The organism is Dapis hubbardiae BLCC-M172 (assembly GCF_050016015.1).
Classification (GTDB): Bacteria; Cyanobacteriota; Cyanobacteriia; order Cyanobacteriales; family Microcoleaceae; genus Trichodesmium.
The window spans coordinates 50,397-62,035 of the sequence record NZ_JBNHEQ010000161.1 but is presented as its reverse complement, the minus strand read 5'-3'; the positions used below and the strand labels follow the sequence as shown (position 1 = coordinate 62,035).

The window sequence follows — 11,639 nt, the reverse complement described above, 5'->3', positions numbered from 1 at the left end:
ATAGGTCGTGATTAGACGGCGGTTTCTGTGGCTGTTTTGAGTTTGTATGATATGGCTAAGGGTTTGGAAAAGTCTATTTCTATTGAGTTAATTCGTCTGTTGAGTAAGAGTGGCGGGAAGTCTGGGGATTATGTTTTGAGTGAAGAGTGAAATTGTTTGTCTTTTCCTAATTTTTTGTTGGTCTGTGAAGATTGGATTTTGGGTGAGTGGGAGTATCCTGCTCCGATGGTTGAGTGAGACCTTTTGATTATGAGGAATTACGGCCAGACTATATATATAGAGTTTAAAAACTATAACGTTCGAGTTTTTTCCGCTATATGTAGTTTCTCTGGATAGGTCGTGATTAGACGGCGGTTTCTGTGGCTGTTTTGAGTTTGTATGATATGGTGAAGGGTTGGGAAAAGTCTATTTCTATTGAGTTAATTGGTCTGTTGAGTAAGAGTGGCGGGAAGTCTGGGGATTATATTTTAAGTGGAGAGTAATTTCAGTTATCAGTTAGCCTTCTGCAGAGGAACTACGTTAACAGTTAACAGTTATCAGTAACTCCTACTGAATTAGAAGGCTAGGAAAATCTTAAATTTCCTTGTTTCCTACAGACCTATCAATATTCAATTTTATGCCACTAGGAGAAGATTCTCCTATTGATGAGCAATATGCTTATTTAATATTCACAGATTAAGTATTGGAGACAATAATCTCAAATCATCTCTAAATTGCTGACTTGCCTTTACAATATTTAAAGAAACTGAACAGTAATAAATTTTTTTTAAAGTATTATGCCTCCTCGTTGGCCTCGCAAACCTGACCGTAATGACCCAGAGTTCCGGAAGTTGGATGACCGAATGAATTTTGCTATTCATGTAGCTATTTTTGCGGCCAGTAATTCTGGTATATGGTTTTTCCGTAATCTTACAGCAGCAAGTTGGCCTTGGGCTATCTGGGTAACAAGTGGTTGGGTGTCGTTATTGTTGATTCATGGGGTGTATATTTTTGTCCTTGCAGATTATGGTTCTACTACTAAGGATTCTGCATAGGTTGACACTCCCCGCGAATTGAGCGACATGGTTTTCAAACTCTCGGTCTTACTGATAATTAGAGTAATAATGTAACTAAAAAATTTTGGTTTTATTTATTCTTATTACTAGAAAATTAGGTCTCAAACCTCTCCTGTAAATTGAATAAAAGAAGAGAATTTAGTATTTCAAGCGTCCTACTTTAGTAGGAGGTATTGACAACTGATAACTGATAACTGATAACTGAAATGACTAATGCTAGTACAACACAAATAATTGAAAGTTTAGCAGCAGAAATAGGGGATAAAGTTTATATTGATATTGCTGGTTGGCATCTCTATTTATCTGATGCAAAACTACATTTAACTTTGGCAGAAAAGTTTTATCCTATTCTGACTGAAGAAGTTCCTTCTGAAGGTCAGGTTGTGGAAATATTACAGGGTGTTCTTGTTAAGTTAGGTGCTGGAAGAAAGGAAGTTCCTTTGATAGATTTATTGCCGATGGGGTGTCAGGCTGATTTGATAGACGTTTTGGTAGAGTTTCGAGAAAAAATGTAATTGTAACCAATACTTTGGTCTCTTTAAGTGATATTAATTAGGTTGTTTATTTCAGTATTTTGTAATAAGCAACCTAATTTTTTAGATAGCAATTTTTATTAATATAGAGTACAGAGATTGGGGTTTAAAGGAAGAAGGAAGAAGTTTTGTAGTCTACCTTTGTCAAAACCGCTATAGCGTTTCCCAAGAAGCGTGAAGTACAGTTATCTTTTTATCTTTTCATTACTCCCTATTCCCTATTCCCTATTCCCTATTCCCTGTTCTCTGTTCCCTGTTCCCTGTTCCCTCAAAGCTATAATTTTGTACCTCACCATTATGAGAACTGCTATATAAGTATTTTATAGGCAAAAATCAAGAATAATACCAATAGCAACCAATGTTTATTACAAATGGTATAAATGAGGAAGAGGGAAGAATTAAGAAGGAATAAATCTTGAAAAATAAAGATAAAAATGATAGAGATACCTGTCTAAAATGAATTGTACTGACTCTTTTTAAGCATCTCAGATCGAGAGCCACTTTTTTGTAGCATTCTTTTTCCAAACTTGTATAACTCTCAGGAGAATCTCAGGATTAATTATTAATGTATTAACTTGAAGATTATAAAATTTTATTTGTTTAATTGTAAGCATTCAGCCGTCAGCTATCAGCTATCAGCTTTACTACCTTTAGTTGCCAACTCAAGCTTGTTTTTCCTATGCTTAGATTCTCTGATAAAAAATATAGTAGAAGTTAAACTAATACTTGCTTCATCTATTAAAAATCTGTTAACGAAGTTCCTCCTTAGGAGGCTAGCTAACTGCTAATAGCTGAATGCTTACGTTTAATTTGCTCTTATTAGAGATGACTGACTATGACTACTTCAAATATCGCTAAAAAATATATCAAAAGTCGCTTCAATAGTCTGATTTTTATGAAATTCCGTTTGGCAACATTATTGTTAATAGGAGGAGTAACACTATTAACAATTATTATGGTTGCTTGGTTTACTGGTATTGGTCAGATAGATGAATTTTTTGCTCAAATTCATTACTTTCAAGAAAATCCACCGATGTGGGTACAAGTACCAACTGATAATAGTAAATATTTAGTTTTGCCGACAATTTTACTATTTTTAATAGCCCAAGGTATTATGAAAATTTCCCCTACTCCGAAAACTTGGTCGCGACTTTTGGTAGTAGGAATTTTATTGGGTTTAACTATTCGTTATTTATCCTGGCGCTCGCTCTCAACATTAAATTTAATTGACCCGGTAAATGGCATATTTAGTCTAGGGTTATTGGGTCTAGAAATTTTGACACTAAGTAGTAGTATTCTACTTTTATTTTTGATGCTTAAATTCAAGCCTCGTCGAGGAGAAGCAGACTATTTCTCTCAGGAAATTTTAGACCAAACTTTTATGCCGTCTGTAGATATTTTTATTCCCACTTATGATGAAGCAGAATTTATTTTGGAACGTACAGTTATCGGTTGTCAGGCTATAGATTATCCTAACAAAAAAGTCTATTTACTAGATGATACTAATAGACTAGAAGTTAAAAATTTAGCTGATAAATTAGGATGTGAATATTTAACTAGAGATAATAATGCTTATGCCAAAGCTGGTAACTTAAATCACGCCCTTAGCAAAACAAACGGAGAATTTATTGTTGTTTTTGATGCTGACTTTATTCCTACAAAAAACTTTTTAATTCGTACTTTAGGATTTTTCCAAAATCAACAAGTTTCCCTCGTACAAACTCCTCAAACATTTTATAATATCGACCCTATTTCTAGAAATTTAGGATTAGAAAATATCTTAACTTCAGAAGAAGAAATATTTTACAGACAGGTTCAACCAATACGAGATAGTTCTGGTGGAGTTGGTTGTGTAGGAACTTCTTTTGTCGTGAGAAGAAAAGCTTTAGAGTCTGTAGGAGGATTTGTTACAGAATCAATTTGTGAAGATTATTTTACAGGAATTCGTTTATCCACTAAAGGATATCGTCAGGTTTATTTAGAAGAAAAATTAAGTGCTGGTTTAGCTGCTGAAAATATTTCTAGTCATGCAATTCAAAGATTAAGATGGGCAAGGGGAACTTTACAAGCATTTTTTATTAATTCTAATCCTCTGACAATTTATGGATTAAGTCTTATTCAAAGATTGTCATATTCCCAGGCAATATTACATTGGTTTACTAGCATTAGCACTTTTGGTTTTTTGTTAATGCCATTAGCTTATAATTTTTTGGATGTGATTCCAATTAAAGCTACTGTTGCTGAATACTTATATTTCTTTCTACCTTATTATTTTGTAAATTTCACCGTATTTTCTTGGCTAAATTATCGTTCTAGATCGGCGATGTTATCAAATTTTTATGGTGTGGTTTTGGCTTTTCCTTTGGCAGTAACAATCATTAAATCTTTACTCAATCCATTTTCACAAGGATTTAAAGTTACACCGAAAGGAATTAAGAGCGATCGCTACTTTTTTAATTGGAACTTGGCTTGGCCTTTGGTTTTATTATTTGGATTTAATAGCATAAGTTTATGGTTCAATTTATCTAAATTGATTGATGGTGGTTGGGCAGTAACGGAACAGGCAAAAAGTTTGAATTTGGGATTATTTTGGAATGGGTATAATTTATTGATGATTGCGGTGGCGTTGTTAATATTAATAGATGTACCTAAACCAGATATATTTGAATGGTTTAATTTGCGGAGGGTGGTAAAACTGCGAATTAATAATCAGACATTTTGGGGGGTAACTAAACAAATATCAGAAGTGGGAGCTGAGATAGAGATTAATCATAAGGTTTCGTCTAATTTAGTAGGAAAAAATTTGCCTGTTACATTGAAAATTATTGAGGAAAAAATTTGTTTAGGAGGGAAAATTACTAATATAGAAATTAGTGGTGAATTTACCTGTATAAAAGTAAGATTTGAGAAAGTAAATTTATCTGAAAAACGGCAATTAATAGAATTATTATTTTGTCGTCCTGGGCAATGGCAAAAACGAGAAACACCAGATGAGTTAAAATCTTTCTGGTTATTATTACGAGTATTGTTGAAGCCAAGATTTATCTTTGAAAGAAAACCACAAGAGAAAGCAATGGAGGTTGGTCAATTTTAACTTTACTATCCTAGTTTTTTGAATGCTCTAAATCAAAAATAAAAAATTTTTCCCCTTGTTGGAGTTGCTCCTTTTCGTGTCGGACACTGAGAACGCTTGGAGCCTATTTCTTTGGCTCCTAAAAGTGTCTTAACAACAACGCATTTTCTATAAGAAGGATTGGCGTGGCGATGTGGAGCAGCTATTTTTATTGTGTATGGAACTTGTGTAGAAGTAGAAACTGCTCCTATATGATTATATGTTATTACTTTATTATATTTCTGCGGAAATATATCAATTTGTTTAGGTTTAATCTCAAACACATTAAGCAATGGTTTCCAGTTTGGTTTGTCATTATGATGATGTTTAGAGAAATAAGGAATACCATCTATTGTCTTAAATTCAACACTGATAGAAGTTTTTGTCTTCTTAGCTTCTGATTGTACTTCTGAGAGTATTCTCATAACTTGATCGGTTGCTATTCTGACTCGTTGTTTCTGAATAAAACTCACCCAACTTGGTGCAACAATAGTAGCTAATATAGAAATTATAAACAGTGAAATTATTACCTCAACAAAAGTGAATCCTTTTTGATGTTTCATGTCTCAACTTGATATTGAAATAACAACTATTTTGCTCTTAATTACTTTGTTTGATAATGAGATTTATCTGTCATTATTTTCGTTTTAACCAAATCTTTCTATTACACAAGAGGTATAGCAATGTGCGCTGGCATATTTACACATTATTTTTTGTACACCTTTTCTAGAAGGCAGTTTGACCTGGTTCTTGTAAATACCTGAGCGCTCACTGCTATAATTAGGGTTTGCTGAAAAAGTCTTTTTAACGAGTAGGGAAGTAAGGGAGATTTTTTTTGCCCAACTCTTGCCAAAAATGCTAACTTTTTAAGAGTTTTAGACTCTTTACCTGGTACTTTTTTCGAATCCAAAAAGGTACTTAGCTTTATCTGTCAATACTTTTAAATTTAATCAGCAAGACCTAATTAGGGTTTGCTGAAAAAGTCTTTTTTAAGGAGTAGGGGAGCAGGGGAGTAGGGGAGTAATTTTTTGCCTCAACTATTCGCCAGAAATCCTAAATTTTTGATTTTTCGGGAACCGTGCATTAAGCACCTCAAAACCAGGTACTTTTTTAAGACCTAAAAATGCTAAAACCTTTATTTTTCAATGATTTTATATTTAATCAGCAAGACCTAATTATTAATTGTTAATTATTAATTATTGAAATCTAACTAATTTAGTCAGCTTTAATTGTAGTATTGTTAGTGACTTTCCAACGACGCTCAGGACGGTTATTCCTATCTTCCTTTTCGTCAGTATTAACATCTATATCAGCATCAATACCCAAAGTCCGGCGAATTTTTCGACTTATTAGCAACGGACATTTATTAATATTTTTGTCACTGTCGAGAATAAGTAATGTACTTTTTTCAGAACCATCAACATCAACAGTTAATTCAACTTCTGTACCAACAGGTAGTTTAAGTTGTTGAAATTCTGAGGAGCGTAAAAATATTCTTTCACCTTCAAGTTGTAAATATTCTTTGTATGGCTTACAAACAATTCCATTAAAGGTAATAGAGTTTGGTTTATCAGGGGTGAAATATTTGTGAAACGAGAAAGCTAAAAATAGTGTACCCAATAATATAAAAAGAAATCTTTGCCAAACTTTTATAGGTTTTCCGAGGAACGCTTCAACTCTACCAACGCCAATATTAAATTTAGTAAGATCTAAAAACCCTACTAGAAAGAAAATTAAACCAATCACAACTGATAAATCAAGAATATTATTCATGAAATAAAAACTCCTAAATTTAGTGAGCTAAAAAAAACTCAAGTTATCTAAATTAGACCTCTAAGGTTCTGTTAAGTATCTACACCTTGAAATTTTGGAGTTACGGAATTTAAGATTTAGGATAACTCTACTCACAAAAATCACAAAATTTGAGAATTATAGAATGTTGCGGGAATAAATAGGAGTAATAATTTACTCTCACTTCTAGAAAAATTTACACCTAAAAGAGGATAGCTATAGTTGAGCGCTCACCATTTTTCTCCGACTGATACTTGACTGAATATTTTCCCGATAATTGCCAGAAGATAACCTTAAATAATCTAGGCAAAAAAAGAATTAGATTTTCTCTGATTACCCAATCTGATAATGACAGAATTTTCCCAGAAAAAATCGGAGTAAAAATTTACCTTACTCCTAGAGAAAGAGAAAAGTTTCTGACTGAAATAGGATAGTTATAGTTGAGCGCTCGCCGTTTTGCTCCGACTTAGTACCTGATAAGACAACCTTAAATATTCGGGCAAAAAAAGAATTAGATTTTCTCTGATTACCCAATCTGATAATGACAGAATTTTCCCAGAAAAAATCGGAGTAAAAATTTACCTTACTCCTAGAGAAAGAGAAAAGTTTCTGACTGAAATAGGATAGTTATAGTTGAGCGCTCGCTGTTTTGCTCTGACTTATACTTGACTGAATATTTTCCCTGTTTTACTCTGACTGATACTTAACTGAATATTTTCCCGATAATTGCTAGAAGACAATCTTAAATATTCAGGCAAAAAAAGAATTAGATTTTCTTTGATTAACCAATCTGGGAATGACATAATTTTCCTAGAAGAAATCGGAGTGAAAATTTGCCTCTCTACTAGAGAAAGAGAAAAATTTATGACTGAAATAGGATAGTTATAGTTTGGCGATCGCTATTTTTATCCGACTTATACCTTCGCGAATATTTTCAATGGAATTGGCATAAGATAATCTTAAATATCCATCTCCAAATTTTCCATAGGCAGTTCCTGGCAATAATGCAACTCCAGCTTCAGCTAATAAATAATCTGCCAGTTTTTCACAACTTATCGGCAGTTGCTTTACATTGGGGAAAGCGTAAAAAGCACCTGCTGGTTTTCGACAGTTAATACCTGGAATAGAATTTAAACCCTCAACAATAACATCACGTCTTTGTTTAAATTCCGCGAACATTTTTTTGACAAATTCCTGAGAATTTTTGATAGCTTCTATGGCAGCTATTTGAGTAAATGAACAAGCACAAGAATTGGAATTTAACATCAACTGGTCTAATTTTTCTGCTATTGCTTTGGGAGAAACAGAATAACCTAAACGCCATCCAGTCATAGCATAAGTTTTTGAATGCCCATCTAATAAAATTGTGCGTTCTTTCATACCAGGAAAACTGATGATGCTGGTAAATTTTGAGTCGTAGATTAAGTGGGAGTAAATTTCGTCAGAGAGAGTATAAAAGTTATGTTTAACTGCTAGTTTAGCTATAGCTTCTAAATATTCGGGAGTTAATACACTACCAGTTGGATTATGGGGAGAATTGAGAATTAGTAATTTTGTCTTCTCAGAAATAGAATTAGCCAGATTATCTATACTAAATTGAAAGTCTAATTCCTCCAATAAAGGTAATGGAATAGGTTTAGCTCCCACTAAATTAATGACTGATTCATAAACAGGAAATCCGGGGTTGGGATAAATTACTTCATCTCCAGGATTTATTAATGCTAAAAGAGTAAAAAATATGACTGGTTTTGCCCCTGGCATTACTACTACTTCATCAGGATTAACTGATATATTTCTAGTTTGAGAAATGTGTTCTGCTATTACTTCCCTTAACTCTAATAAACCTGATGCTGGAGTATAAGTTGTATAGCCATTATTCATAGCTTCAAAAGCAACTTCGCGAATATTTTGAGGAGTCTTAAAATCAGGTTGACCTATTTCTAAATGAATAATATTTCGACCTTGAGATTCTAACTGTTTTGCCTTAGTAAAAACTTCAATTGCAGCATCTCCGCCTAAGCCATCCATTCTGGTTGCAAAGTTCATAGTTAAATAGATGATATTTTCTAGATAATTTTACTACAGTAATAGGGATAAATTATGATGACTATCAAAATAAATAACTAAATGTTTGCTTACCCTACTGCTATACAAATAATAATATTAGTTATACTTTAACTTTTTTATTTAACTATGATTGCTTCTCCTAAAAATTTTAGTATCACCCCGGAAGAGTATCTTCAGATGGAAGAAAAAAGCTCAATTAAACATGAATATATTGATGGGGAAATTTATACAGTGGCTAGAGCTAGTGATGCTCATGTTACTATTGGTGGTAATTACTCCGTAGTAATGTTATACCAATTACCATGCATTAATGCTATACTTCGGCTATACTTCAACAGTTAAATATTTACCAAGATTCAAAATCTTTTTTTGACAATTATTAATTGGTTAGTATAGATTTTTCCTACTTTTAACCTCTCCCCACACCTCCGACACTCCTCACACTTCCCTATCTAATCAGATGTAGCATTCTTTTTGAGAAATGGTATTAGAGGTACTGGTTGTCGGGTTGATATTTCTGATATGAAGGCTATAATTGAAGCTCAGAATAAATTCTATTATCCCCATATAATGGTAATTTGTGAAAAACGAGACTAAGAAAAAATTAATTATAAAAGTTTTCCTTGTTTAATAGTGGAAGTTATTTATGATTCTACAGAAGCTTTTGACAGAGGAGATAAGTTTCCTGATGATCAAATTTTAGATAGTTTACAAGAGTACGTTTTAATTAATTCTAAACCTCAACGGGTAGAATATTTCCGAGGTGGGGAGGATGGTTTGTGGATATGGTAATTTTACGTTTAGGAAAAACATATCTTTAAACTGAAAAGTATTGGTTTTGAAAGGAATTTAACTGACCTTTTAGTAGGTTTATTGAGTCTGCCAGAGGAAAGAGGAAAAGTATTTAGTATATTTTCTCTTGTAGCAGCTTCAGCTAGCTTATTAGCAGGTTTAATATTTGGTCATATTTATACAAATAAAATCAATGAAAATATTTTCTATTCCACGAATAATTAAATTTTCTATTTTAATGATATTTGTGCTAACTATAATTATTCTTTTTTCTTCTAGAGCAGCTTTTAAGGGAATAGATATTCAACCTCAACTACCGGAGTTTACTTCAGCAGCTAATACATTACAATCTGAACGTAGTGAAAGTATCTTAAATCTACCTGTAAAAATTCCTTTGGCTAATATTCAGGAAGCATTAAATTTGAATATTTCTCAGACATTTTTGGGTACAGAAGCTGACGTTACAGAGTTGCTCTCCAATGATAAGCTTACCTACGAAATTAATCGCAAAGACTTCAGTATTGGTACTCAAAATAATCTGATAACTTTTTCTGTACCAATATCAGGAACTGCAAAAATTAAAGGTAAAATTGATTTACGTTTTACTAAGATTCCAGTTAGTGTAAAGACAAATATTGCAGGTACAATTTTTGGCGATCTTTTTTTAGGAATAGACAATGAATGGAATATTCAACCGAATCTAAATGTATCGACTAATTTCACTAAAGCAGAAGTTCCAATAAAAAATATTGGCACTATTAGTATTCGTAGTCTTCTGCAAAAACAGGTAGATAAAGTTATTAATAAGGAGAAGCCTAAATTAATCGCTGAACTTGTTAAAAATTTAAACCTAAAAGCAGAAGTAAATAAACAATGGAATAATTTACATTTGTCAGAACAGGTAAATCAAGATCCTTCTATTTGGATTAAAACTGAACCACAAAGTGTTAGCTTTAAAGAGTTTGATTTGACTGATGGTGAAAATGTTCAATCTGGAATTGCTATTAAGATGTTTGTGGATACTTGTATCTGTGAAGAAGTTTCTGCTATTAATTTGAAGCCGTTACCTAATCTGACTATTCAAGAGCAGATAATAGATAAGTTTTTAATAAGTTTACCTGTGCAAGTTTCCCTTGATGAATTGAATAATACTCTTGAATCTAAAGTTAGGCGTAAATCTTTGTCTATTGATGAAAATCTGAAGTTAATTGTTAATGAAATTAATTTATCTGCATTGGGTGAAAAAATTCTTGTTAAAGTTGATTTTAAGACTGATAAAAACAATTTGTTTGAGGGAGCAAAAGGAGTATTATATCTTTGGGGTAAGATTTTTTATGAAACAGCTTCTAATAATCTTAAAGTAGTTGAACTTGATTATGATGTTGATACAAAAAATACTTTAACATCGACAGCAGATTTCCTTTTGAAACCTGTTGTGCTTAAGCAAATTGAAGAACGTCTTTCTTTTCCTTTAGACAAACAATTAAAACTAGCTCAAGATGAGGCTAATGAATATATTCAGAAGATAAATTTGCCTTCTGAAATTGATGCAAATATTGAAGTTAAAACAATTGAAGTTGAAAAGGTTGTTGTGACAAATAATGATATTTTTCTGGTTTTATTAGCAGATGGAAATATGTCTGCTCTTTTAAATTTGGGAGAGTAATTAATCAGATAAGAAAGTATATGGAAATTTTGATTAATTATACCTGATAATGTCTGATGAATAAAAATTAGTTGACAAAAAAAAATTATATGGTATCCTAAGTATAATGGAAAATTTGCGCTCATATATACTCATTCGAGGCCATTGAAAAATATTGTGTTGAGGATATTTTGGTGTTTTCTCTAGCTCCTCTTCAATAAAAAAAGATAGTTTCTGGTTTTTCTGGCTTCTGATTCTCAAATTTTCTACTATTGCGTATGTAGGAATAGTAGCTTCAGAAAATGAAGCACTCCGCCTCGGAGGTTCATGGTAAATTTTTGACTATTGCGGATGGAGAAATAGCAGATTCATTTTCTGAAGCACTCGCTCGGAAGGTTCGTTGGGAAATTTCCGACTATTCCCTCTAGTAAATAGGAGCTTCAGGGAATGAAAAATTCTACATCAGAGGTTCGTGGCGAAATTTCTGAATATTGCGTATAGGGAAATAGCAGCTTCATTTTCTAAAGCACCTAGCCTCGGAGGTTTGTTGGGAAATTTCTGACTATTCCCTCTAGTAAATAGGAGCTTGAGGGAATGAAAAATTCCACATCAGAGGTTCGTGGCGAAATTTCTGACTATTGCGT

At 32.6% G+C, this 11,639-nt stretch carries 12 protein-coding genes and 1 pseudogene; 9 read left to right on the top strand and 4 right to left on the bottom strand.

Annotation, left to right across the window (positions count from 1 at the left end; translation table 11 throughout):
* Positions 1-27: 27 nt before the first annotated feature.
* From ACP6PK_RS14335 to ACP6PK_RS14315, 5 genes and pseudogenes are all read left to right on the top strand, one after another.
* Complete coding sequence (locus ACP6PK_RS14335; RefSeq protein ID WP_426560192.1) at positions 28-150, top strand: cyclic pyranopterin monophosphate synthase MoaC; 123 nt, start codon at positions 28-30, stop codon at positions 148-150.
* A gap of 197 nt (positions 151-347) precedes the next feature.
* Positions 348-482, top strand: a pseudogene (locus ACP6PK_RS14330) (cyclic pyranopterin monophosphate synthase MoaC); the annotation flags it as partial.
* Between the two features lie 294 nt (positions 483-776).
* Positions 777-1,034, top strand: coding sequence for a 2TM domain-containing protein (locus ACP6PK_RS14325; protein ID WP_426560190.1), 258 nt, complete (start codon positions 777-779; stop codon positions 1,032-1,034).
* A gap of 227 nt (positions 1,035-1,261) precedes the next feature.
* A complete protein-coding gene (locus tag ACP6PK_RS14320) occupies positions 1,262-1,570 on the top strand; it encodes a DUF3181 family protein (RefSeq protein ID WP_094672187.1) in 309 nt (102 codons plus the stop codon).
* Between the two features lie 853 nt (positions 1,571-2,423).
* Positions 2,424-4,682: a glycosyltransferase gene (locus tag ACP6PK_RS14315; RefSeq protein WP_426560188.1), complete on the top strand. Its 2,259-nt coding sequence runs from the start codon at positions 2,424-2,426 to the stop codon at positions 4,680-4,682.
* 32 nt (positions 4,683-4,714) lie between these two features.
* On the opposite strand, the gene ACP6PK_RS14310 is transcribed toward ACP6PK_RS14315, so the two are convergent.
* The 4 genes from ACP6PK_RS14310 to ACP6PK_RS14295 form a co-directional block, all read right to left on the bottom strand.
* Positions 4,715-5,263, bottom strand: coding sequence for a pilus assembly FimT family protein (locus tag ACP6PK_RS14310; protein WP_426560186.1), 549 nt, complete (start codon positions 5,261-5,263; stop codon positions 4,715-4,717).
* A 652-nt stretch (positions 5,264-5,915) separates the two neighbouring features.
* Positions 5,916-6,473, bottom strand: a complete 558-nt coding sequence (locus ACP6PK_RS14305) for a hypothetical protein (RefSeq protein WP_426560184.1) — start codon at positions 6,471-6,473, stop codon at positions 5,916-5,918.
* Between the two features lie 677 nt (positions 6,474-7,150).
* Complete coding sequence (locus ACP6PK_RS14300; protein WP_426560182.1) at positions 7,151-7,294, bottom strand: hypothetical protein; 144 nt, start codon at positions 7,292-7,294, stop codon at positions 7,151-7,153.
* Positions 7,295-7,373: 79 nt separating this feature from the next.
* Positions 7,374-8,537: a pyridoxal phosphate-dependent aminotransferase gene (locus ACP6PK_RS14295; RefSeq protein WP_426560180.1), complete on the bottom strand. Its 1,164-nt coding sequence runs from the start codon at positions 8,535-8,537 to the stop codon at positions 7,374-7,376.
* Between the two features lie 147 nt (positions 8,538-8,684).
* Here ACP6PK_RS14295 and ACP6PK_RS14290 point away from each other — a divergent pair, with 147 nt between their 5' ends.
* From ACP6PK_RS14290 to ACP6PK_RS14275, 4 genes are all read left to right on the top strand, one after another.
* On the top strand, positions 8,685-8,900 hold the full coding sequence (locus tag ACP6PK_RS14290) for a hypothetical protein (RefSeq protein ID WP_426560178.1): 216 nt from the start codon (positions 8,685-8,687) through the stop codon (positions 8,898-8,900).
* A 261-nt stretch (positions 8,901-9,161) separates the two neighbouring features.
* Positions 9,162-9,350 carry a Uma2 family endonuclease gene (locus ACP6PK_RS14285; protein ID WP_426560211.1) on the top strand — a complete coding sequence of 63 codons (189 nt, stop codon included), beginning with the start codon at positions 9,162-9,164 and terminating at the stop codon, positions 9,348-9,350.
* 193 nt (positions 9,351-9,543) lie between these two features.
* Entirely contained in the window at positions 9,544-11,016 is a 1,473-nt protein-coding gene (locus ACP6PK_RS14280) for a DUF4403 family protein (RefSeq protein ID WP_426560176.1), read from the top strand.
* A gap of 281 nt (positions 11,017-11,297) precedes the next feature.
* Entirely contained in the window at positions 11,298-11,423 is a 126-nt protein-coding gene (locus ACP6PK_RS14275; RefSeq protein WP_426560174.1) for a hypothetical protein, read from the top strand.
* The last annotated feature ends 216 nt before the right edge of the window (positions 11,424-11,639 follow it).

Bases quoted from the DNA above. Each gene is read 5' to 3' on its own strand.
- ACP6PK_RS14300 (WP_426560182.1), bottom strand. From the start codon at position 7,294: ATGTCATTCCCAGATTGGTTAATCAAAGAAAATCTAATTCTTTTTTTG.
- ACP6PK_RS14305 (WP_426560184.1), bottom strand. From the start codon at position 6,473: ATGAATAATATTCTTGATTTATCAGTTGTGATTGGTTTAATTTTCTTT.
- ACP6PK_RS14315 (WP_426560188.1), top strand. From the start codon at position 2,424: ATGACTACTTCAAATATCGCTAAAAAATATATCAAAAGTCGCTTCAAT.
- ACP6PK_RS14320 (WP_094672187.1), top strand. From the start codon at position 1,262: ATGACTAATGCTAGTACAACACAAATAATTGAAAGTTTAGCAGCAGAA.
- ACP6PK_RS14275 (WP_426560174.1), top strand. From the start codon at position 11,298: ATGAAGCACTCCGCCTCGGAGGTTCATGGTAAATTTTTGACTATTGCG.
- ACP6PK_RS14325 (WP_426560190.1), top strand. From the start codon at position 777: ATGCCTCCTCGTTGGCCTCGCAAACCTGACCGTAATGACCCAGAGTTC.
- ACP6PK_RS14310 (WP_426560186.1), bottom strand. From the start codon at position 5,263: ATGAAACATCAAAAAGGATTCACTTTTGTTGAGGTAATAATTTCACTG.
- ACP6PK_RS14290 (WP_426560178.1), top strand. From the start codon at position 8,685: ATGATTGCTTCTCCTAAAAATTTTAGTATCACCCCGGAAGAGTATCTT.
- ACP6PK_RS14280 (WP_426560176.1), top strand. From the start codon at position 9,544: ATGAAAATATTTTCTATTCCACGAATAATTAAATTTTCTATTTTAATG.
- ACP6PK_RS14295 (WP_426560180.1), bottom strand. From the start codon at position 8,537: ATGAACTTTGCAACCAGAATGGATGGCTTAGGCGGAGATGCTGCAATT.